Annotated in this window: 25 protein-coding genes and 1 tRNA gene; 17 read left to right on the top strand and 9 right to left on the bottom strand. The window is 73.2% G+C overall.

The features are described 5' to 3' along the window. Positions 1-643: 643 nt before the first annotated feature. Positions 644-2,077 carry an MFS transporter gene (locus AB0K10_RS20840; protein WP_363685765.1) on the bottom strand — a complete coding sequence of 478 codons (1,434 nt, stop codon included), beginning with the start codon at positions 2,075-2,077 and terminating at the stop codon, positions 644-646. A gap of 85 nt (positions 2,078-2,162) precedes the next feature. Continuing rightward, positions 2,163-2,399 (bottom strand): hypothetical protein, encoded by a 237-nt coding sequence (locus AB0K10_RS20845; protein WP_358143331.1) that lies wholly within the window; start codon positions 2,397-2,399, stop codon positions 2,163-2,165. A 145-nt stretch (positions 2,400-2,544) separates the two neighbouring features. On the opposite strand from AB0K10_RS20845, the gene AB0K10_RS20850 reads away from it, so the two are divergent. Together AB0K10_RS20850 and AB0K10_RS20855 are read left to right on the top strand one after the other, a co-directional pair. Continuing rightward, positions 2,545-3,699, top strand: a complete 1,155-nt coding sequence (locus AB0K10_RS20850; protein ID WP_363685767.1) for a geranylgeranyl reductase family protein — start codon at positions 2,545-2,547, stop codon at positions 3,697-3,699. 272 nt (positions 3,700-3,971) lie between these two features. After that, positions 3,972-4,145 carry a hypothetical protein gene (locus tag AB0K10_RS20855; protein ID WP_358101717.1) on the top strand — a complete coding sequence of 58 codons (174 nt, stop codon included), beginning with the start codon at positions 3,972-3,974 and terminating at the stop codon, positions 4,143-4,145. Between the two features lie 55 nt (positions 4,146-4,200). Here AB0K10_RS20855 and AB0K10_RS20860 read toward each other — a convergent pair whose 3' ends face one another. After that, a complete protein-coding gene (locus AB0K10_RS20860) occupies positions 4,201-5,991 on the bottom strand; it encodes a 5'-nucleotidase C-terminal domain-containing protein (protein ID WP_363685769.1) in 1,791 nt (596 codons plus the stop codon). 166 nt (positions 5,992-6,157) lie between these two features. On the opposite strand from AB0K10_RS20860, the gene AB0K10_RS20865 reads away from it, so the two are divergent. Beyond that, on the top strand, positions 6,158-7,060 hold the full coding sequence (locus AB0K10_RS20865; protein ID WP_363685771.1) for an SDR family oxidoreductase: 903 nt from the start codon (positions 6,158-6,160) through the stop codon (positions 7,058-7,060). 63 nt (positions 7,061-7,123) lie between these two features. Here AB0K10_RS20865 and AB0K10_RS20870 read toward each other — a convergent pair whose 3' ends face one another. Further along, positions 7,124-7,783, bottom strand: coding sequence for a nucleotidyl transferase AbiEii/AbiGii toxin family protein (locus AB0K10_RS20870; RefSeq protein ID WP_363685773.1), 660 nt, complete (start codon positions 7,781-7,783; stop codon positions 7,124-7,126). Continuing rightward, the gene (locus AB0K10_RS20875) at positions 7,780-8,121 is read right to left on the bottom strand and encodes a hypothetical protein (protein ID WP_363685775.1); all 342 of its coding nucleotides are present in this window, start codon (positions 8,119-8,121) and stop codon (positions 7,780-7,782) included. Before AB0K10_RS20875 ends, AB0K10_RS20870 begins: the two co-directional genes overlap by 4 nt. A 130-nt stretch (positions 8,122-8,251) precedes the next feature. Between AB0K10_RS20875 and AB0K10_RS20880 the strand changes: the two genes are divergently transcribed. The 12 genes from AB0K10_RS20880 to AB0K10_RS20935 all read left to right on the top strand — a co-directional run bounded on the left by AB0K10_RS20880 (position 8,252) and on the right by AB0K10_RS20935 (position 21,347). Further along, the gene (locus tag AB0K10_RS20880) at positions 8,252-9,250 is read left to right on the top strand and encodes an RNA polymerase subunit sigma-70 (RefSeq protein ID WP_363685777.1); all 999 of its coding nucleotides are present in this window, start codon (positions 8,252-8,254) and stop codon (positions 9,248-9,250) included. Then, on the top strand, positions 9,247-9,669 hold the full coding sequence (locus tag AB0K10_RS20885; protein ID WP_363685779.1) for a DUF6069 family protein: 423 nt from the start codon (positions 9,247-9,249) through the stop codon (positions 9,667-9,669). The genes AB0K10_RS20880 and AB0K10_RS20885 overlap by 4 nt, the downstream gene beginning before the upstream one ends. Positions 9,670-9,759: 90 nt before the next feature. Continuing rightward, on the top strand, positions 9,760-13,032 hold the full coding sequence (gene fdh, locus AB0K10_RS20890; protein ID WP_363685781.1) for a formate dehydrogenase: 3,273 nt from the start codon (positions 9,760-9,762) through the stop codon (positions 13,030-13,032). After that, positions 13,022-14,218 (top strand): 4Fe-4S dicluster domain-containing protein, encoded by a 1,197-nt coding sequence (locus AB0K10_RS20895; RefSeq protein ID WP_363685783.1) that lies wholly within the window; start codon positions 13,022-13,024, stop codon positions 14,216-14,218. The genes fdh and AB0K10_RS20895 overlap by 11 nt, the downstream gene beginning before the upstream one ends. Further along, positions 14,215-15,441 (top strand): NrfD/PsrC family molybdoenzyme membrane anchor subunit, encoded by a 1,227-nt coding sequence (gene nrfD, locus AB0K10_RS20900; RefSeq protein WP_363685785.1) that lies wholly within the window; start codon positions 14,215-14,217, stop codon positions 15,439-15,441. The genes AB0K10_RS20895 and nrfD overlap by 4 nt, the downstream gene beginning before the upstream one ends. A 34-nt stretch (positions 15,442-15,475) precedes the next feature. Further along, positions 15,476-15,571: transfer RNA gene (locus AB0K10_RS20905), tRNA-Sec, on the top strand. A gap of 20 nt (positions 15,572-15,591) precedes the next feature. Continuing rightward, complete coding sequence (gene selA, locus AB0K10_RS20910) at positions 15,592-16,896, top strand: L-seryl-tRNA(Sec) selenium transferase (protein WP_363685787.1); 1,305 nt, start codon at positions 15,592-15,594, stop codon at positions 16,894-16,896. 2 nt (positions 16,897-16,898) lie between these two features. Beyond that, a complete protein-coding gene (selB, locus tag AB0K10_RS20915) occupies positions 16,899-18,653 on the top strand; it encodes a selenocysteine-specific translation elongation factor (protein WP_363685789.1) in 1,755 nt (584 codons plus the stop codon). A 78-nt stretch (positions 18,654-18,731) separates the two neighbouring features. Continuing rightward, on the top strand, positions 18,732-19,475 hold the full coding sequence (locus AB0K10_RS20920; RefSeq protein WP_363685791.1) for a hypothetical protein: 744 nt from the start codon (positions 18,732-18,734) through the stop codon (positions 19,473-19,475). A 58-nt stretch (positions 19,476-19,533) separates the two neighbouring features. Continuing rightward, on the top strand, positions 19,534-19,731 hold the full coding sequence (locus AB0K10_RS20925; protein ID WP_030327722.1) for a hypothetical protein: 198 nt from the start codon (positions 19,534-19,536) through the stop codon (positions 19,729-19,731). A 79-nt stretch (positions 19,732-19,810) separates the two neighbouring features. Beyond that, on the top strand, positions 19,811-21,088 hold the full coding sequence (locus AB0K10_RS20930; protein ID WP_363685793.1) for a hemolysin family protein: 1,278 nt from the start codon (positions 19,811-19,813) through the stop codon (positions 21,086-21,088). Positions 21,089-21,161: 73 nt separating this feature from the next. Next, entirely contained in the window at positions 21,162-21,347 is a 186-nt protein-coding gene (locus AB0K10_RS20935) for a hypothetical protein (protein WP_363686189.1), read from the top strand. A 5-nt stretch (positions 21,348-21,352) separates the two neighbouring features. Here the strand turns inward: AB0K10_RS20935 and AB0K10_RS20940 are convergent, their stop codons facing one another. Continuing rightward, a complete protein-coding gene (locus AB0K10_RS20940) occupies positions 21,353-22,003 on the bottom strand; it encodes a hypothetical protein (RefSeq protein ID WP_363685795.1) in 651 nt (216 codons plus the stop codon). Positions 22,004-22,136: 133 nt separating this feature from the next. Between AB0K10_RS20940 and AB0K10_RS20945 the strand changes: the two genes are divergently transcribed. Then, positions 22,137-22,343, top strand: coding sequence for a hypothetical protein (locus tag AB0K10_RS20945; RefSeq protein ID WP_363685797.1), 207 nt, complete (start codon positions 22,137-22,139; stop codon positions 22,341-22,343). Here the strand turns inward: AB0K10_RS20945 and AB0K10_RS20950 are convergent. From AB0K10_RS20950 to AB0K10_RS20960, 3 genes are all read right to left on the bottom strand, one after another. Next, positions 22,340-22,816, bottom strand: a complete 477-nt coding sequence (locus tag AB0K10_RS20950) for a hypothetical protein (RefSeq protein ID WP_363685799.1) — start codon at positions 22,814-22,816, stop codon at positions 22,340-22,342. The two genes, AB0K10_RS20945 and AB0K10_RS20950, sit on opposite strands and share 4 nt — an antisense overlap. Then, on the bottom strand, positions 22,813-23,025 hold the full coding sequence (locus tag AB0K10_RS20955) for a hypothetical protein (RefSeq protein WP_007460364.1): 213 nt from the start codon (positions 23,023-23,025) through the stop codon (positions 22,813-22,815). Before AB0K10_RS20955 ends, AB0K10_RS20950 begins: the two co-directional genes overlap by 4 nt. A 70-nt stretch (positions 23,026-23,095) precedes the next feature. Then, the gene (locus AB0K10_RS20960; protein ID WP_363685801.1) at positions 23,096-23,977 is read right to left on the bottom strand and encodes a universal stress protein; all 882 of its coding nucleotides are present in this window, start codon (positions 23,975-23,977) and stop codon (positions 23,096-23,098) included. 226 nt (positions 23,978-24,203) lie between these two features. On the opposite strand from AB0K10_RS20960, the gene AB0K10_RS20965 reads away from it, so the two are divergent. After that, entirely contained in the window at positions 24,204-25,382 is a 1,179-nt protein-coding gene (locus AB0K10_RS20965) for a PP2C family protein-serine/threonine phosphatase (RefSeq protein ID WP_363685803.1), read from the top strand. The last annotated feature ends 43 nt before the right edge of the window (positions 25,383-25,425 follow it).

Below are 25,425 nucleotides of genomic sequence, written 5' to 3' on the forward strand. Positions count from 1 at the left end.
GCGTTCCTCAAGGGCCTCAAGCAGGTTGATGGTTGGCAGGACATGCCGCTGACCGAGGCCGCGCAGACCGTCCAGGTGTCGGCGTACCCGGACGCCTACGCCCAGTGGGAGCAGCAGGCCACCGACCTCGTCAGCCAGCACTGGAACAGCTGACCCACCGAACGATCCCGACCGACTGGCCGGCACCCGAACCCGGGGTGCCGGCCAGCGGCGCATCCAGCCCCGCCCGCCCCGGCCCGGCTTCGCCCCGGCCCGGCTTCGCCCCGGCCCGGCTTCGCCCCGGGCCTGGTTTCGTCCGGGCCTGACTCTCGCAGGTTGTCTGGCTTCAGATCTTGGAAAGTTTCCGTTCGGGCCGAACGGAAACTGTCCAATGATCTCGTGCCCGCGTGCCCGCGTGCCCGCGTGCCCGCGTGCCCGCGTGCCCGCGTGCCCGCGTGCCCGCGTGCCCGCGAGCACGCCGGCCTGCCGGGGGCGGCCGGGCCAATGGGCGCCGGCCGGTCAGTGGCGGCGCGGGTGTCGGGCCGTTGCGTACCGGCTGGTCGGTGGGCGGCCCGGGTGCCGCGCTGAGGGGGCCGGCGGTCCGTGACGGCGCGTCAGCCCTGGCGGTACGTCGGCACGGCGGTGCGCGTACACCCTGGGATTTTCAGTCGTGGTGACCGCGGAGGATGTCGATCAGGGCGGCGACCAGCGCGAGCGCGATGATCCCCGTCGCGAGCAGGAGCGACTTCTCGAAGGCCGACGTCCAGTTGCCGTGATTGTCGGCGAGCGAGGAGAAGAACATCGAGCCGACCGCGGCGATGCCCGCCGCCGTGCCGATCCGCTGACCGGTCTGGAGCATGCCGGCTCCGCTGCCCGCCTGGGCGACCGGCACCTGGGCGAGGGTGAGTGTCTGGTTGGGGGCGATGACCAGCCCGCTGCCGATGCCGGCGATGAGCAGTGGCGCGGCGGTGACCCAGGGCGCGGGGGCGTCCGGCGCGAGGCGTAGTGCGAGCACTGTCGCGGCCAGACCGATCACCACGCCGAGCAGGCCGATGGCGACCAGGGGACGGCCGAAGCGGTTGACGATGCGTCCACCCAGCGCGGAGGCAGCGGCGGATCCGAGGGCGAACGGGGTGATGGCGAGACCGGCGACGAGCGCGCTGTAGCCGAGGCCGTTCTGCAGGAACAGGGTGAAGATGAAGAAGATGGCGGTAAATCCGCCGAAGTAGATAAGCGCGATGAGCGATCCGAGTGTGTACGACTGGAAGGTGAACAGGCGCAGGTCGAACAGCGGTTCCTGGTGCCGCGCGTACCACCGCTCCCACAGCCCGAAGGCGACAAGCACCGCCAGGCCGGCCGGGATGAGCGCCCACTTCCACGGCGTACGCCATTGTTGTTCCTGTACGAGTGGCAGCAGGACCAGCACCACGCCGACGCCCAGCAGCAGCACACCGACCGGGTCGAGGCGACGGCGACCTGGTTGCCCTTCGGGTCGGCCGGGCAGCAGCCGCCACCCGAGGATCACCGCGACGATTCCGACCGGCACGTTGACGAAGAAGACCCACCGCCAGCCGTGCTCCTCGCCGCCGAGGGCGATGAGCAGCCCGCCGAGCAGCGGCCCGACGGCGGTGGAGATGCCGATGGTCGCGCCGAGCAACCCGAACGGGCGGGCTCGTTCCGGCCCCCGGAACAGCTGTTGGATCAACCCGATCACCTGCGGGTTGATGATGCCGGCGGCGGCGCCCTGAAGCAGTCGGGCGGCGACCAGCCAGGTGGGGGAGGTGGCCAGGCCGGCGAGCGCGCTGGTCAGGGTGAACAGCGCGATGCCGAAGACGAATGCGTTGCGCCGGCCGCGGAAGTCACCGAAGCGACCGGCGGGTACGAGCACCAGCCCGAAGGTGAGCGCGTACCCGGAGAGGACCCACTGCAGGTCGCTGGGGGAGGCGTGCAGCGCGCGGTCGATGGACGGCACCGCGACGTTGACGATGCTCACGTCGAGCAGCGTCATGAACGCGGCGACCAGCCCGACTCCGACGGCCTGCCAGCGCCGGCGGTTCTCGGCCGCGTCGACCTGCTGCGGCTCGTTCGCCGCGCTCATCGTGCCCCCCGTTGACCGTCGATCATGCATCCCTGACCGCTACCCCGGTCAGCGGGGGGCGAACCGTCGCGGGTGGTGCCGTGGGTCACGCCATCTGGCGGGCGCAGAACCGGGGGCCGAAGTCGAGGCCGGCCATCGGCGAGTCCTCGCGGTGCAGCAGGCCCTTCTCGGTGAGTTGGTGCAGTGGCGTGTGCACCTGCTCGTCGGTCAGGCCGGATTCCTCGGCGATCAGGTCCGGATAGGGCACCTGGCCACGTGCTTCGAGGGCGGTGACCGCCTGGTACACCCGCTGCTCGATCTCCGACAGCTGCACCTGCTGCATGATCTCCTCCTTTGCCCGTCCGCTCCGCGCGGACGGTCGCGCCGCGTCGGTTACCCCCTGTCTGACCGAAGATGCCCACTCGATCGGGCGGTTGGTGGCGCGGCGTGCTCGGGCCGCGCGGCGGGGGGTGCCCTAGGCTGCAACCGTGATCGTCTGGGATCTCGTCGTCGTCGGCGCCGGCCCCGCGGGGCTCTCCGCGGCACATGCCGCGGCCCGCGCCGGCGTTCGTACGCTGGTTGTCGAGCGGGCCGCGCACCCGCGGTACAAGACGTGCGGTGGTGGCCTCATCGGCACGTCGCTGGCGGCCGTGCGCGGCCGCATCGAGGTGCCCGCGCACGACCGGGTGGACCGGGTGACGTTCACCCGCGACGGCCGGCGGGAGTTCACCCGCCGTAACGGCAGTCCGGTGGTGACCATGGTGCGCCGCGAGGAGTTCGACGACCGGCTGCGCGCGGCGGCGGTCGCCGCCGGCGCGCAGATGCGCGAGCGGGTCGCGGTCCGCGCGATCGAGCAGGACCCCGAGGGGGTACGCCTGCGACTGGCCGACGGTACGACTATCGCGGCCCGCACGGTGATCGGCGCGGACGGCTCCTCGGGGGTGACCGCCCGACACGTGGGTGTGCGCTACCGGCAGGTGGATCTGGGGCTGGAGTTGGAGGTCCCGGTGCCGCCCGCCGAGCAGGAGCGCTGGCGCGGGCGACTGCTGCTGGACTGGGGTGCGATGCCCGGCTCGTACGCCTGGGTGTTCCCGAAGGGCGACCGGCTGACCGTGGGGGTGATCGCGGGTCGCGGCGCGGGGGAGGGGACGCGCGCCTATCTGCGGCAGTTCGTCGACCGGTTGGGCCTGACCGGGCTGCCGGCGGAGCACGACTCGGGTCACCTGACCCGTTGCCGCGAGGAGGACTCGCCGCTGCGGAACGGCCGCGTGCTGGTGGTGGGGGATGCCGCCGGGTTGCTGGAGCCGTGGAGCCGCGAGGGCATCAGCTTCGCGCTGCGCTCCGGGGAGATGGCCGGCGCGGCGGTCGCCGACGGTGATCTGGCCGGGTACGAGCGGGCCGTCAGCGCGCGCCTGACGCCGGAGATGCGAGCGGGGTACCGGCTGCTGGACCTGTTCACCCGCCGCCCGGAGGTGTTCCACGCGCTGCTGGCGACCCCGCCGGGCTGGCGGATGTTCGTCCGTTTCTGTCAGGGCCGGGCGAGCTTCGACGACATGCTGCGACGACGACCGGTCCGCGCGGCGCTCGCGGTGCTGGACCGCCTGCCCGCACCTCGTCGCCCGGCTACCAGCGTTCACCGCTGAGCAGGCGGCGGTCCGCTCGCCCGGCCGCCTCGCCCGCGCCCGCTCGCTCGCCGGGCCCGTGTGGCTTGCGCCCGATCCGGCCCGCCTGCTGGTCGGCACTCGTCCGCCCATGCCGACGGCGCATGCGCTTCTGGCCATACACCCAGGATCCTAGGATGTTCTACGCGGTGTGTGGCGGCCACCGCACCCGAAGGTCGAGGATGCTGTCAGCTGACAGAGCGGTGCTGGAGAGCGCCCGCCGACGGACAATGGCGGGGTAGGAGGGGGTGCCGATGGCCGAGCAACCGTTCACCGAGGACGAGTACGCGTTTCTGCGCCACATCCGGTTCGGGGAGTTGCCGCCCGCCGTTCGCCCGGACGAGCGCGTCGCGCTGACCGAGACCGATCCCGGGCGGGACCGGCCGGAGAAGGCCGAGGACCCGGTTCGCTGGAACGTGCAGGGCTGAGAGACGAGAAGGCGGGCCGGGGTGTCGCCACCCACGGCCCGCCGACGTGTCGCGATCAGAAGACCGGCACGCCCTCGCGTACGAGCCGCCAGTTGGGCTGGAAGAAGTCGGCCGGGTTGATCGTCCCCTTGGCCTGCGCCCAGTCGATGAGCAGCTGGCGGATCTCCTGCTGCTCGTTGTAGACCTGGGTCTTCACGATGCCGGGGAAGTTGCCGCCGCCGCTGCGCCGGTAGTTGTTCACCGCCACCACGAACTGCGCGTCGTCCGCGACGGGGGTGTCGGTGCCCGGCAGCACCAGTCGGGTGATCCGCTGGCCGACCGGCTTCGCGATGTCGATGTCGTAGTCCAGGCCGGCGATGACGTCGTAGTTGTAGTCCGGCACCGTCGAGTCGTTGATCTGCTCGGTGTCCACGGGGGCGCCCGGGGCGAGGGTCCGGAAGTACTTCGCCGAGTACTCCAGGTACGCGCGCACCTCGGCGCCACTGAGCACGACGGCTTCGAGGGTGTTGTCGTACACGTAGAGCCCGGCCACGTCGCGGATCTTGACGTCACCGGAGGGGAAGACCGCGGTGCGGCTGAACGGCGAGGCCTGCGAGAGCACCGGCAGTCCGGCGTACTGCGTGCCGGCCAGCGCCTTCGTGACGGTCTCGGCCTGGACGTGGTTGATGAAGTCCAGGATGGGGGTGTCCTTGTAGCGGGATTCCACGGCGGACATCTCCACCGTGGCCTGGGCCACCACCTGGTTGACGTACGCGATGGTCTTCTGGTGCTGCGCGCGCACGGCGGCGAGCACCTTCGGGTCCTCCACGACCGTGTTGGTGTTCAGCATGGTGGCGGCCTTCTTGGTGATGGTCCACCGGCCACGCGTGCGGGTGAGGGTGAAGTCCATCCGGGTCAGCCGCTGGCCCCACTTCGACGGCTCGGAGAGCAGCACCTGCGTCCCGGTCCGCGCGTTGGTGACGAACCGCTCGACCACCTCGTTGTGGGCGTGCCCGAAGAGGATCGCGTCGATCCCCGGCACCTGCTCGGCGATGAGCGCCACGGGGTTCTCGTTCGGCAGTTCCGGGCCGTAGCTGGAGGTGCCGCTGTCGCCGCCGTGCGCGGAGATCAGCACGAGGTCCGCGCCGCGGGCCCGCATGATCGGCACCCACTTGGCGGCGGTCGCCACCATGTCGTCGAAGCGGAGCTTGCCCTCGACGTTGCCCCTGTCCCAGATGGCCACGCCGGGGTTGGTCAGGCCGAGGATGCCGACCCGCAGGGTCGGCGCCGCGAAGCCGAGGGAGACCTTCTTGATGACGTACGGCAGGAAGGCGGGCTTGCCGGTCTTCGCGTTGATCGCGTTCGCGGCGAGGGCCGGGAAGCCGAGCTGACGGATCCAGAGGTCCAGCAGCGGCAGGCCGTAGTTGAACTCGTGGTTGCCAAGTGTCACGGCGTCGTAGTCGATGACGTTCATGGCCCGGGCCATCGGGTGCTTCTCGCCGGTGGCGGTGATCGGCTCCTGCTTGGCGTAGTACGTGGCGAGGGGGGTGCCCTGGATGGTGTCGCCGGCGTCGAGAACCAGCGTGGCCTTGCCGCGCCGCTCCCGGCGGATCTGGTTGATCAGGGTCGCCAGCTTCGCGACGCCGATGTCGTTGTGCTTGCTGTCGTCGTACTCGGCGTCGCGGTAGTAGTCCCAGTTGTAGACGTTGCCGTGGGTGTCCGACGTGCCGAGCAGCGTGAGGTCCCAGGTGCGCGACCGGGCCGGGCCCGCCGCCTGCGCGGGGGCGTCGGCGATCAGCGGGGCGGTCGCCGCCGCGGCGGCGGCGACGAGCACCTGGCGACGCGACGGACCGGATCCAGAGGTCATGACGTGCCTTTCCATGGGGGTGGACGCGCCTCGTGAGCGCCTCGCGCACCATAACGAGCAGGAGCCACTCCCGCCACGCCAGCCCCGGTTTCCGCAGCCTGGCGCCGGGTAGGGCGGTGGGAACGGTTGTTGCGGGAGCGAACCCGCGCGGTGCGAGGAGATGTCGGTGAGTGAGGACCAGCACACCCAGCAGGACCCGACCAGCCAGTACGGCCAGCAGTCCGGTTCGCCCGGTCAGCAGCAGGCGCCACCCGGCTCGACGGGGGAGATGACGCCGAAGCCGGACCACGGTGAGGAGTCGTACCGGGGCAGCGGGAAGCTCGACGGCAAGCGGGCGCTGATCACCGGCGGTGACTCGGGGATCGGTCGCGCCGTCGCGATCGCGTTCGCCCGGGAGGGCGCCGACGTGCTCATCTCCTACCTCAGCGAGGAGGAGGACGCCGACGCCCGGGAGACCGTCCGGCTCGTCGAGGACGCCGGGCGGCGGGGGATCGCGGTCCGCGGCGACATCACCGACGAGGCGCACTGCCAGGAGCTGGTCGACCGGGCGGTACGTGACCTCGGGGGCCTCGACATCCTGGTGAACAACGCGGCGTACCAGATGTCGCAGGACAAGGGCATCCTCGGGATCAGCACCGAGCAGTTCGACCGGGTGCTCAAGACCAACCTGTACGCCATGTTCTGGCTCTGCAAGGCGGCCATCCCGCACCTGGCGGAGGGGTCGGCGATCATCAACACGGCCTCGATCCAGGCGTTCGACCCGTCGCCGCAGTTGTTGGACTACGCCACCACCAAGGCGGGGATCGCCAACTTCACCAAGGCCCTCGCGGCCGATCTCGCGGAGCAGGGGATCCGGGTCAACGCGGTGGCCCCCGGCCCGGTCTGGACGCCGTTGATTCCGGCGACCATGCCGAAGGAGAAGGTGGAGCAGTTCGGCACCGACACCCCGGAGGGCCGGCCCGGTCAGCCGGCGGAGCTGGCCCCGGCGTACGTCTTCTTCGCCTCCCAGGAGTCCAGCTACGTCACGGGCGAGATCCTGGGGGTCACCGGCGGTCGACCGACCAAGTGATCGCAGCGCCGGGTGGTCGCCCGTGGGTGACCACCCGGCGGTACGGGTTCGCGGGCGGTGGGGTCAGCGGGGCCAGGTGGCGAAGCGGCGCCGCACCCGCGCGACGTCGTCGGCACCCAGGCCGTAGCGGCCGAAACGCGTGTCGGACAGCCGGTCCAGGTAGCGCCCGGCGGCTCGGACGTCGGCCGGATCCAGCGCGGGGTCGACCTGCCGGGCGAGCACCAGCAGCTGCGTCACGTCGTAGTGTTCCAGCGCCGCGGCCACGTCGATGAAGTCTCGGACCTCCCGCCGGTTGACCAACGCCGCGATCTTGTTGGCGACCAGGTCGCGTACGTCCATCACCGGGCCGAGGTCCATGACCACCGGGCTCTGCTGCCGGTCGAGGCGGGCCAGGCTGAGCCGGATCTGTCGTCCGTCGCGGCTCACCACGAAGTCCTTCATGTCCTGGCCGTAGCCGTCGAACAGGTCGGCGAGCTCGCTGTCGGGGTCGGCGTCGGTGACGGTGAACCCGGCCCGCTCGAGCGCGACGCGCACTCCGGCGGTGGCCGCCGCGGCAGCGCCCTCGACGTCGGCGAAGAGGTCCACGTCCTCGGTGGGCCGGGCGACCAGGCCGTGCGCGGCCCAGGCCACCCCACCGCCGAGCACGAACCGGTGGGGTCCGGCGGCGGTCAGCGCCACCCGGGCCACCTCCCGGTAGAACTCGTGCAGGTGGGGTGCGATCACGCCGCGCGCAGGCCGCGGTGCCGGCTCTCCCAGGCGAGGCGGACGCCCCGGGGCAGGTTGAGCAACCGCCAGACCCGGCGCAGTGTCCGCCCGTTGATCAGCTCGCGGAGGTCGTCGGCGCTGGCGGTTTCGCGCAGCACGTTCTCGTACATCCAGAGCAACTGGTCGGGGTCGCCGAGGTCGAAGGTGCGCTCGGCGTTCCACATCAACCGCACCGGCAGCTCCACGACGCCGCGGGTGGGGCCGGTCAGCTCGGTGAGGGTGCGCGCCACGACGGCCGGACGACCCGGGCGGGCCAGGAAGGCCACGCCGGTCGCGGTGGGCGAGACGGCCTGCATGCTGTCAGGGTAACCCCCGCCGGTCCCGGTGTCGCTCAGCTACGTTCCTCGGCCCGCGCGCCGGAGGTGATGAGTTCTCGCGCCCGTACCCGTCATATCTACGACGGGACACGACGAGAGGGAGCAGGACGTGACGAGTGCGCACACGCGGGAGCCTGTGGACGTGGGTGGTCTGGGTGGGGTCGACGAGTCGGCGTTCGCGGGGCTGACGGCTCGGCACCGGCGGGAGCTGCACGTGCACTGTTATCGGATGCTCGGGTCGTTCGAGGACGCTGAGGACGCCGTGCAGGAGACGTTGCTGCGGGCGTGGCGGCGGCGGGAGACCTTCGCGGGGCGGTCGTCGTTGCGGGCCTGGCTGTACCGGATCGCCACGAACGCCTGCCTGGACCTGCTCGCCAGGTGCCGCCCGGAGCCCGCGACGGGTGGCGAGGTGCGGTGGTTGCAGCCGTACCCGGACCGGCTGCTCGACGAGCTGCCGGCGGGCGACGCGGACGAGCCGGAAACCCTCGCGGTCGCGCGGGAGACGATCGAGCTGGCGTACCTGGTGGCGGTTCAGCACCTCGCGCCGCGCCCACGGGCCGTGCTGATCCTGCGGGACGTGCTGGGCTGGCCGGCGAGGGACGTCGCGGAACTGCTCGGGGACTCCGTGAACTCGGTGAACAGCGCGCTGCAACGGGCCCGCGCCGGCATGCGTGAGCATCTGCCCGCCGAGCGGCAGGACTGGACCGGCGGTGACGGGGACGCGCAGACGCGCGAGCTGGTGCGCCGTTTCACCGACGCGAGCGTGGCCAAGGACATCGACGGGCTGGCCGCGATGCTGCGCGACGATGTGCGCTGCTCGATGCCGCCCACGCCCGGCGTCCACGTCGGCCGCGACGCGGTGGTGCGCGACTGGGTCGAGGACGGCTTCGCCGACCTGGGGCGTCTGCGCGCCGTACCGACGGCGGTGAACCGGCAGCCCGCCGTCGCCTTCTACCTGTGGCGGGAGTCCGAGGGCGCGTACCTGCCGCTGACCATCGACGTCCTGCGGATCACCGGCGGGGCGGTCGCCGAGATGGTCATCTTCCACGACGACCAGTTCCCGCTGCTCGGGCTGCCGCAGCGCCTGCCGGCGGACGGTGCACAGTGACCGTCGCGGGCCGGGCCGGCCGCGTCGGCCGACTGCGCGGGCTCGCCGGCACCGGCGTCCTCGCCACGCTCGCGGCGATGGTGGTCACCACCGTCGCGGCCGCGCTCGCCCGGGCCGCTGGTGTCGACTTCGAGGTCCCCGACGGTGGGGAGGCGATCCCGCTGCCCGGGTTCGCCGTGGTGACCGGATTCTTCTCGGTCGTGGGCGTCGTCATCGCCGTCGCTCTGCGGCGCTGGAGCGCGCGTCCCGCCGAGCGGTTCGTGTGGACGGCGGTGTCGCTGACCGCGATCTCGCTGGTTCCGCCGCTGGTCAGCGGAGCGAACGCCGCCACCGCCGCCGCCCTCGTCGGGCTGCACCTCGTCGCCGCGGCGGTGCTGGTCCCGGCCGTGGCGTGGGGCCTGCGCGCCCGCGTCGACTGACCATTCGCAACCTGGCACCCCCTCGATTCGCGAAGACTCCTCGCCTGACCTATGTTCGTGGGGTCGCTCGCGTGGGAGGGGGTGTCGGGGATGGGTCTGCGGACGTTCATCGAGGGTTGGCCGGTGTATCGGCAGCTCACCGGCACGGACCCGTTGGGCCGGGGCGCGGCCGCCAAGTCGGCGCGCTCGGCCGGTCTGACCGCTCGCACCGAGGCCGCCGAGAGCGTGGCCCGGTCCGTCTGCCCGTACTGCGCCGTGGGGTGTGGTCAGCGGGTGTACGTCGCCGACGGGCAGGTCACGCAGATCGAGGGTGACCCGGACAGTCCGATCTCGCGGGGTCGGTTGTGTCCGAAGGGCGCGGCGAGCAAGAGCCTGGTGACCAGTCCGTTGCGGCAGACGACTGTCCGCTACCGGCGGCCGTACTCGACGCAGTGGGAGGACCTGGAGCTCGACACCGCGCTCGACATGATCGCCGACCGGATGCTCGCCGCCCGCGAGCAGACCTGGGAGGACGCCGACGAGCAGGGCCGGCCGCTCAACCGGACGCTGGGTTTCGCCAGTCTGGGTGGGGCGACGCTGGACAACGAGGAGAACTACCTCATCAAGAAGTTGTTCACCGCGATGGGGGCTCTGCAGATCGAGAACCAGGCGCGTATTTGACACTCCGCCACCGTCCCCGGTCTGGGGGCCAGCTTCGGTCGTGGCGGTGCGACGGATTTCCAGCAGGACATCGCCAACGCTGACGTCATCGTCATTCAGGGTTCGAACATGGCGGAAGCGCATCCGGTGGGTTTCCAGTGGGTGATGGAGGCCAAGCGCCGTGGGGCGAAGGTGTTCCACGTCGATCCGCGGTTCACGCGCACGAGCGCGGTGGCGGACGCGTACCTGCCGATCCGGGCGGGCACAGACATCGCCCTGCTCGGTGGCGTGGTGCGCTACATCCTGGACAACGCGCTGGACTTCCGCGAGTACGTGCTGGCCTACACCAACGCGGCGACGATCGTCAGCGAGCAGTTCAGCGACACCGAGGACGGTGACGGCTTCTTCTCCGGCTTCGACCCGGAGACCGGCGCCTATGTGCAGGACAGCTGGCAGTACGAGGGTCACGAGGGCTCGTCCGGCAGCGGGCACACCGCGCAGGAGCGTGACAGCGCCGCGGGGCTGACGCACGAGTCGCACGGCGCGGCGGTGGGCGGCCAGACCCAGCGCGACGAGACGTTGCAGCACCCGCGTTGCGTCTACCAGATCCTCAAGCGGCACTTCTCCCGCTACACGCCGGAGATGGTGGAGCGGGTCTGCGGCATCCCGCAGGACAAGTTCCTGGAACTGGCCCAGGCGTGGACGGCCAACTCGGGCCGGGACCGCACCGGCATGCTGATCTACTCGGTGGGCTGGACGCAGCACAGCGTGGGCGTGCAGTACATCCGTACCGGGGCGATCATCCAGTTGCTGCTGGGCAACATGGGCCGCCCGGGTGGCGGGGTCATGGCGCTGCGCGGTCACGCGAGCATCCAGGGCTCCACGGACATCCCGACCCTGTTCAACCTCCTGCCCGGCTACCTGCCCATGCCGCACCACGCCGAGCACCCCAGCTTCGACGAGTGGGTCGACAGCATCCGGCACCCCGGGCAGAAGGGGTTCTGGGGCAACGCCCGGTCGTTCGCGGCCAGCCTGCTCAAGGCGTACTGGGGTGACGCGGCGACACCGGAGAACGACTACTGCTACGGCTATCTGCCTCGACTGACCGGCGACCACGGCACCTACCAGCAGGTGCTCAACATGATCGACGGGAAGATCAAGGGATACTTCCTGCTCGGGCAGAACCCGGCGGTCGGCTCGGCGCACGGCCGCGCCCAGCGCCTCGGGATGGCCAACCTGGACTGGCTGGTCGTCCGGGACCTGTTCATGATCGAGAGCGCGACCTTCTGGCAGAACGGTCCCGAGGTGGCCACCGGCGAGATCGTGCCCGAGGAATGCCGGACCGAGGTGTTCTTCCTGCCCGCCGCCTCCCACGTGGAGAAGGAGGGCACGTTCACCCAGACGCAGCGGCTGCTGCAGTGGCGCGAGAAGGCCGTCGAGCCGCCGGGCGATGCCCGCTCCGAGCTGTGGTTCTTCTACCACCTCGGACGCAGGCTGCGCGAGAAGCTGGCCGCCTCGCCGCTACCGCGCGACCGGGCGCTGCTCGACCTCACCTGGGACTACCCCACGCACGGCCCGCACGCGGAGCCGAGCGCCGAGTCGGTCCTTCGCGAGATCAACGGGTACGACGTGACGACCGGACGTCCGCTGTCCAGTTTCGCCGAAGCCCGCGCGGACGGCTCCACCGCGATCGGCTGCTGGATCTACACGGGCGTGTACGCCGACGGCGTCAACCAGGCCGCCCGGCGCAAGTCCCGCCACGAGCAGGACTGGGTGGCAGCCGAGTGGGGCTGGGCGTGGCCGGCGAACCGCCGCATCCTCTACAACCGTGCCTCGGCCGACCCGGACGGCAACCCGTGGAGCGAGCGCAAACGCTACGTGTGGTGGGACGCGGAGAAGGCCGAGTGGACCGGCTACGACGTGCCGGACTTCGAGAAGACGAAACCGCCGTCGTACCGGCCGCCGGATGGCGCGTCCGGGCCGGAGGGCATCGCCGGTGACGATCCGTTCGTCATGCAGGGCGACGGCAAGGGCTGGCTGTACGCGCCCAGCGGGGTGCTGGACGGGCCGCTGCCGACGCACTACGAGCCGGTGGAGTCGCCGGTGCGCAACCCGCTCTACCGCCAGCAGGCCAACCCGACCCGCAAGTCGTACGCGCACCCGGTGAACTCGGTCAACCCGAGCCCTCCGCAGGAGCACAGCCAGGTCTTCCCGTACGTGTTCACGGTCAGCCGGCTCACCGAGCACCACACCGCCGGTGGGATGAGCCGTACGGTGCGCCCGTTGGCCGAGCTGCAGCCGGAGATGTTCGTCGAGGTGTCGCCGGAGTTGGCCGCCGAGGTCGGGTTGGCGCATCTGGGGTGGGCGCACCTGATCAGCGGACGCGCGGTCATCGAGGCGAAGGTGCTGGTGACCGACCGGCTCACTCCGCTGCGGGTGGACGGTCGGATCATCCACCAGGTCTGGTTGCCGTACCACTTCGGCTTCGAGGGTCTGGTGACCGGTGACTCGGCCAACGACCTGTTCGGCATCACCCTCGACCCCAACGTCCTCATCCAGGAGAGCAAGATCGGTACCTGTGACGTCCGGTCGGGCCGCCGGCCCACCGGGAAGGCGTTGCTCGACCTGGTCGCCGACTACCAGCGGCGCGCCGGGATCACTCCGGGCGGACACGCGCCGGCCGTCACCACCGACCAGGACGTGGAGGGGCGCGATGGTTCCTGACCCGAACAGCCTCTACGGGCCGCTCGATCCGGCGTCGGACGCCGGCTATGGGGACGCGCCGCCGCGGATGGGGTTCTTCACCGACACCAGCGTGTGTATCGGCTGCAAGGCGTGTGAGGTGGCCTGCAAGGAGTGGAACGGCGTTCCGGGAAGTGGTCTGGATCTGCTGGGCATGTCGTACGACAACACGGGGGCGTTGACGGCGAACTCGTGGCGGCACGTCGCGTTCATCGAGCAGCCGCGTCCGGCGGGGCACGGCGGCGCGGCGTTCGCGGGCACACCGACAGGCGCATCGGTCAGCGCGGCGTCGGCGGCGGTCGCCGCCAGCACCGCCGGCCCGACCGGCACCGACCCGGGCCTGCCGCCCGGGTCCCCGGCGGCCGCCGCGCGCATGACCAACGGCACCCGGCCCGACGGCACCCCGCCCGTCACCGGCCACGATGGCCGGCTCGACGTGCTCGGCGACCCGGTCGGCGCGCATGACCTCGGCGCACACCCCGTCACGGGCCACGGCCCCACCGCTGCGGCCGGGACCACCGGCGGCGCGGGTCCACAGTTCCTGGGGATGCCGGGTGGGCAGCCGCCGGGGCGGGGTACGGGTGTGGAGCAGCGGTCGGATTTTCGGTGGTTGATGATGTCGGATGTGTGCAAGCACTGCACGCATGCGGCCTGTCTGGATGTGTGCCCGACGGGGTCGTTGTTCCGGACGGAGTTCGGGACGGTGGTGGTGCAGGAGGACATCTGCAACGGCTGCGGTTACTGCATTTCCGCGTGCCCGTACGGGGTCATCGATCAGCGTAAGGATGATGGTCGGGCGTGGAAGTGCACGTTGTGTTACGACCGGTTGGGTGCGGGGATGACGCCGGCGTGTGCGCAGGCGTGTCCGACGGAGTCGATTCAGTACGGGCCTTTGGACGAGTTGCGGGAGCGGGCGGCGGCGCGGGTCGAGACGTTGCATGAGCGGGGTGTGCCGGAGGCGCGTCTGTACGGGCACGACCCGAATGATGGTGTGGGTGGTGACGGGGCGTTCTTCCTGCTGTTGGACGAGCCGGAGGTGTACGGGTTGCCACCGGACCCGGTGGTGACGACGCGGGATCTGCCGGCGATGTGGAAACGCGCCGGCCTCGCCGCGCTGGCCATGACGGCGGCGGCCGTCGCCGCGTTCGTCGTCGGAGGATCCTCGTGAGCCCACGCCGTCCCGAGGTGGGCGACCGGTTCCGCCGGTTCCGCGACCGGTTGCCCGCACACGGTCCACTGCTGCCGACGCCGAGCGGCAGCGACGCCACGACGAGCGGTGGCCCGGTGGACGCCACGACGAGCGGTGGCCCGGTCGACGCCGCGACCGGCCTGGCACCGCACAACGGCAACGGCAACGGCCGCCAGGCCGGGACCGTCGGACCGGACAGCCGGCCGTCTCGTCGTCGGGGCGGCCGCCGTGGTGGCGGCGAGGAGCTTCGGGTGCCGGAGGCCGAGTTCACCTCGTACTACGGCCGGCCGGTCCTCAAGGCGCCGGTCTGGAAGTGGGACATCGCCGCGTACCTGTTCACCGGTGGGCTGGCCGCCGGCTCGTCCCTGCTCGGCGCGGGAGGGCAGCTCACCGGCCGGCCGGTGCTGCGCCGGGCCGGCCGGGTCACCGCGCTGGGGGCCGTCAGCGCCAGCGCCGTCTTCCTGATCCGGGACCTGGGCCGCCCGGAGCGGTTCCACCACATGCTGCGGGTGGCCAAGCCGACCTCGCCCATGTCGGTGGGCACCTGGATCCTCACCGCGTTCGGGCCGGCCGCAGGGGTGGCGGCGGTCGCCGAGGCCGCCGGCTGGCTGCCCCGGCGCGGTCTGCTCGGATGGGTCGGCCGGGCACTGCCGCCGGCCGGGCACGCCGCCGGGCTCGTCGCCGCCGCCACCGCGCCGGCGCTGGCCACGTACACCGGGGTGCTGCTCGCCGACACGGCGGTGCCGTCGTGGCATGAGGCGTACCCCGAGTTGCCTGTCATCTTCGCGGGCAGCGCGCTGGCCAGCGGCGCCGCCGTGGGGCTGCTCGCCGCGCCGCCGGCGCAGGCCGGGCCGGCCCGCCGGATGGCGGTGGCCGGGGCGGCCCTGGAACTGTTCGGCGCGCACCGCGTGGAGACGCGCCTGGGGTTGCTCAGCGAGCCCTACCGGTCGGGGCGACCCGGTCGGCTGCTGCGCGCCGGTCGGCTGCTGACCGTCGCCGGTGTGGTCGGGGCGCTGCTCGGGCGGCGCAGTCGGGCGGCGGGCGCGTTGTCGGGGGCGGCGTTGCTGGGCGCGTCGGTGGCCACCCGGTTCGGCATCTTCTACGGCGGCGTCGCGTCGGCGCGGGATCCGCGCTACACGGTGGTGCCGCAACGCGAGCGGGTGAACGCGCGGCGGACCGGGGTGGATCCGGCGGCTGACTGAGCGGCGGCTCCGGCGTTGTGATCGAATGTCCGACGGAGGCGTTCAGGCGGCTGGTGCCCCTCCCGGTCTTCAAAACCGGTGTGGTCCGGGACCCGGGCCAGGCGGGTTCGATTCCCGTCCGTCTCCGCCAACGGCGGCAGGAGTGACGTGATGGGCGACGGCAGCGTGGACCCGCGACGTCGGGTGCCCCGCACCGACACGCTGCTCGCCGACCCGCGGCTGGCCGCGGCCGTCGCGACCCTCGGCCGGGACCGGGTCAAGGCCGCCGTCGTCCAGGCGCAGGAGCGGGCCCGCCGCACTGAGATCGAGCCCGACGAGGTCCGCGACGCCGCACTCGCCGGACTGCCCGCGCCGGGTCCACGCACGGTCCTCAACGCCACGGGCGTCGTGCTGCACACCAATCTGGGCCGGGCGCCGCTGTCACCTACCGCCGTGGCCGCGGTCGTGGCGGCCACCGGGCACACCGACGTCGAGCTGGACCTGCGCACGGGCCGGCGCGCGAGTCGTGGCCGGGACGCGCTCGACGCGCTGGCCGCCGCCGTACCGGCCGCCGCCGCCGTGCACGTGGTCAACAACGGCGCCGCCGCGCTGGTGCTGGCCGCCACCGCGCTCGCCGCCGGCCGGGAGATCGTGGTCAGCCGCGGCGAACTGGTCGAGATCGGCGACGGTTTCCGCCTGCCGGACCTGCTGGAGAGCACGGGCGCCCGCCTGCGCGAGGTGGGCACCACCAACCGCACCACGCTCGACGACTACGCCGCGGCCCTCGGCCCGCAGACCGGGTTCGTGCTCAAGGTGCACCCGTCGAACTTCCGAATCACCGGCTTCACCTCGGCCACACCGGTCCGCCAACTGGCCACGCTCGACGTGCCGGTGGTCGCCGACATCGGCTCCGGGCTGCTCGCGCCGGACCCGCTGCTGCCCGACGAGCCGGACGCCGCCGGCGCCCTGCGCGCCGGCGCGGCCCTGGTCACCGCGAGCGGCGACAAACTGCTCGGCGGCCCCCAGGCCGGTCTGCTGCTCGGCGACGCCACGCTCGTCGAACGGCTGCGCCGCCACCCGCTGGCCCGGGCGCTGCGCGTGGACAAGCTGACCCTGGCCGCGCTGGCCGCCACCCTGCACCGCCCGGACACCCCGACGCGGGCCGCGCTGCACGCCGACCCGGCCGCCCTGCGCCGTCGGGTGGAGCTGCTGCGGGACCGGCTCGGCGCGGACGGCCGCAAGGCGGAGGTCGTCCCGGCGGTCGCCGTGGTCGGCGGCGGCGGCGGTCCCGGCGTCGAGCTGGACTCGTGGGCGCTGAGCCTGCCCGAGCGGTACGCCGTGCCGCTGCGCACCGGGGACCAGCCGGTGCTCGGCCGGGTGGTGCGGGGTCGGCTCCTGCTCGACCTGCGCTGTGTTCCCGTCGACGCCGACGAGGCGGTCCTGGCGGCCGTGCTGCGCGTTCCCGGGGACGACTGAACATGTTCGTCGTCGCCACCGCCGGGCACGTCGACCACGGCAAGTCGACACTGGTCCGGGCGTTGACCGGGATGGAACCCGACCGGTGGGCCGAGGAACGCCGCCGGGGCATGACCATCGACCTGGGTTTCGCCTGGACGACGCTGCCGTCCGGCGCCACCATCGCCTTCGTCGACGTGCCCGGGCACGAACGGTTCGTGCCGAACATGCTCGCGGGGGTCGGCCCGGTGCCGGCCGCGTTGCTGGTGGTCGCCGCGGACGAGGGGTGGATGCCGCAGTCCGCCGAGCATCTGGCCGCGCTCGACGCGCTCGGCGTCGGGCACGGACTGCTGGTGGTGACCCGCGCGGACCTCGCCGACCCCGCGCCGGCGGCGGAGCGCGCCCGCGCCGAGATCGCGGCGAGCAGCCTCGGCGCGGTGGAGACGGTGGCCGTCAGTGGACTGACCGGCGCCGGCCTGCCGGAGCTGCGGACCGCGCTGGACCGGCTCGCCGCCCGGCTGCCCGCCCCCACCGTGGACGCCCCGGTGCGTCTCTGGGTGGACCGCAGTTTCACCGTGCGGGGCAGCGGCACCGTCGTCACCGGCACCCTGGGCGCCGGCCGGGTGCGCGTCGGCGACGTGTTGGAGCTGGCCGGGGCCGAGGAGACGGTGCGGGTTCGTGGCCTGCACAGTATGGGCGAGGCCCGTCCCGAGGTGGCAGCCGTGGCCCGGGTCGCGGTCAACCTGCGCGGTACGCCCCGGGACCGGCTCGGCCGAGGCGACGCGCTGCTCACCCCGGGCCGGTTCCACCGCACCGACGTCATCGACGTACGGCTCACCGGCGACCCGGCCGCCGACCTGCCCGCCACCCTCACCCTGCACGTGGGGTCGGCGGCGGTGCCGGTCCGCGTGCGACCGCTCGGCGCGGACACCGTCCGGCTGCGGCTGGCCCGCCCGTTGCCGCTGCTGGTCGGCGACCGGGCGCTGCTGCGTGATCCCGGCCGACACCACGTGGCCGGCGGCGTACGGGTCCTCGACGTGGCGCCGCCGCCGTTGTCACGTCGAGGTGCGGCCGCCGCCCGCGCGACGGTCCTGGCTGGCCTCGACGGTAGCCCTGACCTGGCTGGTGAGCTGCGCCGCCGTCGACTGGTCCGGGTCGGCGCGCTGCGCCGGATGGGTGTGCCGGTGCAGGCCACGCCGGTGGCCGGTGACTGGCTGGCCGACCCGGCGCACTGGCAGCGGCTCGGCGTGCAGCTCACCGAGGAGGTCGGCCGCTACGCCCGGGAACACCCGCTGGAGCCGGGCATGCCCGTGGACGCGCTGCGACAACGCCTCGCCCTGCCCGACCGGGCGCTTGTCGAGGCGCTGATCCGCCCGCCGCTGCGGGTCCACGGTGGGCGGATCGGAACGGCCGCCGTCGACACCCTGCCGGCGCCGGTGGCACGGGCGGTGCAGCGGCTGCGCGCCGAGTACACCGACCGGCCCTTTCGCGCCCCCGAGGCGGACCGCCTCGCCGACCTGGGCCTGGGTCCTCGGGAGATCGGTGCGGCGGTACGCGCCGGCGCGCTGCTGCGGCTGGCCGACAGCGTGGTGTTGCTGCCCGACGCGCTCGACGCGGCGGTGACCGTGCTGGCCGGGCTGCCCCAGCCGTTCACCCTGTCGGCGGCCCGGCAGGCGTTGGACACCACCCGCCGGGTGGCGGTGCCGCTGCTGGAGTTGCTGGACCGGCGTGGCGTCACCCGCCGCCTGCCCGACGACGCCCGGGTCGTCGTCACCTGAGCCCCGCGACGCGCGGCCCTGTCGTGTTCGACGCTCTCGGGGGCTGACGGGAGTGTGACCGGCTGCCATGGTGGGGGGATGGTCGAGCTGTCCCCAGCCCCGTCTCTGCCGTCCGGTGGCCGGTGGCGGGGCCTCGTCCCGGTCGCGTTGCGGTGGGCGTTGCCGGTGCTGTGGGTGCTGTGGGCCTCGCTGGCCTGGTGGGTGGCGCCGCGCGAGGCGACGGCGGCGCAGCTTGACCGGGATCTGGCGGCCGGCCGGGTGGTGACCTTCCAACGGGCGTCGGGCTGGGTCGACGACGACGCGTACTGGGGCAGCCGGCCGCAGCCGCGGTACGACACGCAGGGCGGGATGCTCGCCTGGAGCGTGCCGAGCGGCCGGATCCGGTACGCCTTCGTCGAGTCACCCGAGGCGCAGGTGGACCCCGGCGGGCCGGAATCGACGGAGCAGCCCGAGGGGTCGGACGCGCGACTCGCCGCGGTGGCGGACCCGTGGCAGAGCGCCGGCGCCGCAGCGCATCGGATCGTCGACGCGGCCGCGCTGCTCGCCGGCACGGTGACCCTGCTGTGGCTGGTCCGACTGGTCGGGGGCGCCCCACCGTTGGTCGGCACCCGCTGGTTCTGGTTCTGGATCGGGCTCCTCCCGTTCGGAGTGGGTGTGCTGGCCTGGTCGTACCGCGAGTTGTGGAGACCACCCTCGCGGCCGCCACCCGATCGCGGCTCGGGGTGGCGCGGTGTCGGTTGGTTGCTGCTCGCCGGGCTCGGCATCGCCGCGCTGGTGTCCGCCGCGCGTGCGCTGTTCGGCGTGGCGGTCGTGCCGGGCTGATCCCCCGGTGCCGGGCTAACCGGCCCCCCGACCGTCGGTGGTCGCCTACGGTGACGCCATGGACCCTTCGGCGGTCTGGCGGGACCGGCAGCACCGATGGCGGATCGAGGCGTACCGGGCGCCGGACCTGCGGTTCGCCATCTACGCGACAAACGGTCCCACCGAGTCGGTGCCGCTCTGGCTGTTCGGCATGTCGGCGCTGGCCCGCTGGTTGATGACCCACGCGATCTCGCTGGACGACCTGGAGGTCGACTGAGGTTCCGGACGGCCGGAAACCGGACCGGAGCCGGGCGTGCTGCGGTTAGGTGACCTGAGGTGGTCAACGGGGGTGCGTGGTGGGCGGTCAGCTGGGGCAGGTGGCGCTGGTGGCCGTGCTGGTGCTGGTCAACGCCGCGCTGTCCGGCAGCGAGATGGCGCTGGTGACGTTGCGGGAGGGGCAGCTGCGGCGGTTGGGTCGGCGCACCCGCGCCGGTGAGCGGCTGGTCCGGCTCTCCCGGGACCCGAACCGCTACCTGGGCACCATCCAGCTCGGCATCACCCTGGCCGGGTTCCTCGCCTCGGCGGCCGCGGCGGTGTCGCTGGCGCAGCCGCTTGTCGCTCCGTTGGGCTTCCTCGGCGCGGCGGCCCGCCCGGCCGCGGTGCTGCTGGTGACTGTGGCGCTGACCTTCGTCACGCTGGTGCTGGGCGAGTTGGCGCCCAAGCGGCTGGCCATGCAGCGCGCCGAGCGGTGGGCGCTGCTCAGCGCCGGGCCGCTGGACCTGCTCGCCCGGGTGTCGCGCCCGGCGGTGTGGCTGCTCAGTTGGGCGACCGACAGGGTGGTCCGGCTGGCCGGCGGGGACCCCCAGGCCAGCCGGGAGGAGATGACCGAGGAGGAGCTGCGGGAGATGCTTGTCAGTCAGCGGGGCCTGTCGGCGCAGCAGCGGGAGATCCTGACCGGCGCGTTCGACATCGCCGGTCGAACACTGCGGGAGATCCTGGTGGCCCGCCGGGAGGTGACGACGCTGCCGACCGACCTGCCCGCCGACGAGGGGGTACGCCGGCTGGCCGGCGCCGGCCGGTCCCGTGCCCCGGTGACCGGGCCGGGCGGCTTGGACGAGGTGCTCGGCGTGGTGCACATCCGCGACCTGGTGCGGGCAGGTGCCGGGACGGTGGGGGAGCGGGTCCGGTCGCCGTTGCTGCTGCCGGTCACCCTGCCGGTGGCCGACGCGCTGCGCCGGCTACGCCAGGAACACCAGCAACTGGCCCTCGTCGTCGACGAGCACGGCGGCATCGACGGCATCGTCACGCTGGAGGACCTGCTGGCCGAGGTCGTCGGCGAGCTGTACGACGAGACCGACCGCGACGTTCGCGGCGTGACCCGGGAACCGGACGGGTCGCTGCTGGTGCCCGGCGACTTCCCCCTGCACGACCTGCCCGATCTGGGGGTGCGACTGAGCTTCCCGCTGTCGCGGGAGTACACGACGGTGGCCGGGCTGGTGCTGGCACGGTTGGGTCACCTGCCGGGTGAGCCGGGCGAGACGGTGCGGTTGCCCGGCCTGACCATGGAGGTGGTGGAGGTCGCCGACCGGGCCGTGCGGCGGGTGCGGCTGCGCGGGTTCGTTCCGGACCACTGATCGTGTCGCCCGGACGGGGGACAGGACGCCCGAAAAGACCCGCCGTGGTTGCCCGCTGCCTACCGTGCGGTACGTGAAGGACCGAGGGTTGCGTACGTTCGTCACCGTGCTCGCCGGCCTCGCGGTGATCTACTTCGGCAGCGCCGGCCGCAGCCCCGAGGAGGGCCGTGGCATCTCCGGCGGGGTGATCATCCTGGCGCTGCTCGCCGCGCTCGGCGTGTGGCACCTGACCCGACCGGGTGACAAGACCGTCAAGTGAGCGCCTCACCCCGCGGCGACGCGGGTGACCTCGCCCGCGGACTCCTCGCCGAGCGCCACCCGCACCAGCGCCGAGGCGAGCCGACCGAAGTCCGGTTCGTCGACCAACCCGGCCAGCCGGTCCGGTGAGCCCGGCAGGCCCAGCCGCTTCGCGCCGGCGAGGGCGCGACGGTCGGCGTACGGGCGGAGGTCGGACCACACCGTCTGTGCCTCGCGCAGGTAGATGTCCGCGCCGGTGGGCCCGATGCCGGGGAATTCGGTGAGTCGTCGACGAAGCCCCGCCGGGTCGCCCTGGGCGTCGCGGTGCAGCCGCCGAAGGTCGCCGTGCCAGCGGTCCAGACACAGGCGGGCGCCGGTGCCGAGCATGGTGGCGGTGCGCTCGTCGTAGCGGCGGTAGTGACCGCGGCCCAGCGCGTCGACCCGCTGCTGCCAGCTCGCCGCCTCCATCGCCTGCGGTGTGCGGTAGCCGGCCGCGAACAGCTCCCGCGCGGCGTCGATCGCCACGCACGCCCGGATCCGGGTGCTCAGCAGGGTGGCCAGCACCAGCAGCTGGTACAGCGGACCGGGGCGGTCGGACAGCCGGATGCCGGCCTCCTCCGCGTACGTGTGGCGGCGCCGGTCCAGCAGGACCCGCACCACCGCTCGATCGTCACCCACACCGCACGGGTACCCACCCCGGGCCCGGCTAGCCCTTGCGGGGCGCGCCGGGACCGGAATGCCGCCGGTTCGGACGGGTATGCCGCCGCTGGAGGCGGTCGATGCCGCCTGCCGTACCGGGAGGGAGACGCTCGTGGTCAACCCGCAGCAGGAGGAGTTCCGGCGTAACGCCAAGGGAGCGACGAGTCAGGACAGCAAGGGGCCCCAGCCGAGCGGGCATCCGCGCAACCGTGGCACGTCGCGCGGCGACGCCGGCCGGCCGGTGCCCAGGGGGCAGGTGTCGCCGTACGGCCCGGCGGGTGAGCCGGTCGCCGAGGACGACAGCGACACCCGCGCCTAACGACAGCGATCTGACGGCCGCCGCAACCTGTTCCAGGTGGCGGCGGCCGTCAGTCCGTACGCCAGGTGCGGGATGATGTCGGAGATCCAGTCGGAGCGCCGCCAGGTGCGCGGGTCGCTGATCCCGAGCACGGTGATGGACCCGTCGGTCATCGCCATCACGCCGGCGCCGAGCAGGCCGGTGGCCAGCGGCAGGGGCTGACGCCGACCTCCGGCGTAGGCCGCGAACGCCACGCCGGCGGCGATGCCCAGCCCGTAGCCGATGAGGGGGCCGAGCCCCGAGCGGCGGTTCGCCGCCCGGGGCCCCGACCCCAGGTCCAGGTGCGCGATGCCGGCAAGCCTGTCGACGGTCTGCTCCGGTGTGCTGCTCGCCGGTCGTGCCCGCAGGGCGATGTCCAGGAAGCCGACCACGTTGAGCGCGGTGCTGCCGACGGCGCCCGCGATGGCGCCGTCGGCCAGGTCGACCCCCCTCACTTCGGGTCGCCCGGTTCGCGTTCACTCTTGGGGCCGTAGGTGCGCTCGCCGCGGACGACGCCCCGTTGGCCGCGATCCTCCTGCAGGATCCGGTTCGCGACCTGGTTGGCCTTGCCGTCGGGTACCCGGCGTCCGGAATCGTCGATCGCGTTGCGCATCCGCGCGCGCTGCTTGTCGTACGCGTTGCTGCCCGGCCGTGGTCCTGGCATCTGCTGCCTCCTTCGTCGCCGTTGGCGTACCGCGGCCGTCTACCCGTCTGGCGGCGGTACAACCCCGGGGTCAGCGGGGCCAGCGGACCACGGCGACCGGGCAGCGGGAGTGGTGCAGCACCGACTGGCTCACCGACCCCAGCAGCAACCCGGTCACCTCGCCGCGCCCCTGCCCCCCGACGACCATCAGTTGGGCGGTGCTCGACGCCTCCGCGAGGACCGCGCCGGCGCGGCCGTGCGTCGCCCGCCAGGTCAGCCGCAGCCCCGGGTGGCGGTCGGTCAGCCCGTCCAGCCAGCCGGTGAGCATCCGTTCCTGCTCGCCGTGCAGCTGCGCCTCGTCGTACACCAGGGGTTGCATGTCACCGGGACCGCTGCTGCCGGGGTGGCGGTAGGCGTGCACGGCGCGCAGCGGCACGCCGCGCGTCAGCGCGGTCTCCGCGGCGAACTCGGCGGCCAGCCGGGACGCCGCCGAGCCGTCCATCGCCACCACCACCGGTTCGTCGGGTCGCTGGTCGCCGCGGGCGACGAGCACCGGGCAGTCGGCGTACGCGCAGACCTGCACCGCCACCGAGCCGACGACGAGCGTGGAGAAGCCGCCCAGCCCGCGGTCGCCGAGCACGACGAGCGCGGCGGTGGGGGACTCGCCCACCAGCACCGCGGACGCCTCGCCGTCGATGATCTCGCCGGAGACCGTCAGGCCGGGTGCGGTCGCCTCGGCCTCGGCCACCGCGGCGCGGACCAGTTCCTGGGCCCGCTGGCGCAGTCCGGCGCCGGGAGGGGCGTCGGGCGCGGGGGAGACGGGCACGTGCAGCAGCGCCCAGGCGAACCCGTGTACCACCCGCAGCGGCCGGTGCCGGCGCACGGCCTCGGCGGCGGCCAGGCGCACCGCGCGCAGGGACGGCTCCGAGCCGTCCACGCCGACCACCACCGCCGCGCTGTCCGCCGAGTTCACCGTCCACCTCCCGCCGGGCCAGTATCGCGGGCGTGGCGGCGCGGCGAAGCGATACCGCCGGTCGGGATCGTCGCGGTTTCCCGGTGGCGGCTCGCCCGCCGACGTGCCGGACGCCTTCCACGGCGTCCTCGCGGCACGGGGCGCCGGCTGACCCGCGGCGACGGGTTGTCCGGCGGCGTCCGTATGATGCTTGCCCTGTAGCAAGTTTCTGGAGGGACGACCAACAATGGTGGACGCGCCGGACGGGGTGTCGCGCGCGCTGCGCGAGGCCGCGCCCGACCAGTTGGCGGAGGCGGCGGACCGGGCGATCCGGGCGGCGTTGGGCGCGCTGCGCACCGACGTGTTCGTCGCCGACTACCGGATCAGCGGGCTCTGGCCGGTGCTCGATCCGGACCTGCCGGCGGCCGGAGCCCTGGCCCGGCACACCGTGGCGCAGCGCTGCTTCTCCAGCCAGCAACCGGTGCGCGACGGGCTCGAGGACGGCGCTTGCCGCCTCTACCTGCCGCTGACGGTGTGGGGAGAACGGCTGGGTGTGCTGCTCATCGAGCTGCCGACCGTGCCGGGCCCGGCGGTCACCGGCCGCGCCACCGACATCGCCGGCGACCTGGCGGTGGCGATGCGGGCGGCGGACCGGGAGACCGACCGCTATCGGCGGGCCCGTCGCCGGGAGCGACTCAGCATGGCCGCCGAGATGCAGTGGGACCTGCTGCCCGGCCGCAGCGTGGCGCACCGCGCCTTCCACCTGGCCGGGCAGCTGGAACCGGCGTACACCGTGGGTGGCGACCATTTCGACTGGTCGTTGGATGGGGACCGGCTCACCCTGACGGTGCTCAACGGTGAGGGCAGTGGCCTGGCCGCGTCGCTGCTGACGGCGGTCACCGTGAACGCGATGCGCAACGCCCGCCGCTCCGGCGGTGGCCTCGTGGAGCAGGCGGAGCTGGCCTCGGACACCGTCTACTACCAGCACCGGGGCCGTCGGCACGTGGCCACGCTGCTGCTGGAGCTGGACATCCACACCGGGCGGGTGCGGGCGGTCGACGCAGGCTCGCCGCACCTGCTGCGGATGCGGGGCGCGACTGTCGAGCCGATGAAGCTGGAGCAGCAGCTGCCGCTGGGCATGTTCGCCGAGACCCGCTACGAGGTGCAGGAGTTCCCGCTCGCCCCGGGTGACCGCCTGTTCGTCGTCAGCGACGGGGTGTGGGCGGCCGAGCCGGCGGGGCGGGAGCCGTACGGGCAGCGGATGATGGCCCGTTCCCTGCGGGCCACGCGCTTGCAGCCGGCGACCGAAGCGGTTGGTACGGTGATGCGCGAACTGCACGCCTACCACGCGGATTCCGATTTGCGCGACGACGCCGTCGTCGTCTGCCTGGACTGGCATGGTCCGCGTGAGCGGGACGGCGGATGAGGGTCGCCGGGGTCCTGCCGGGCGGGCACCAGCGCGACGACGG

It is taken from the genome of Micromonospora sp. NPDC049274 (genome assembly GCF_040678875.1).
In the GTDB taxonomy this organism is placed as follows: Bacteria; Actinomycetota; Actinomycetes; order Mycobacteriales; family Micromonosporaceae; genus Micromonospora.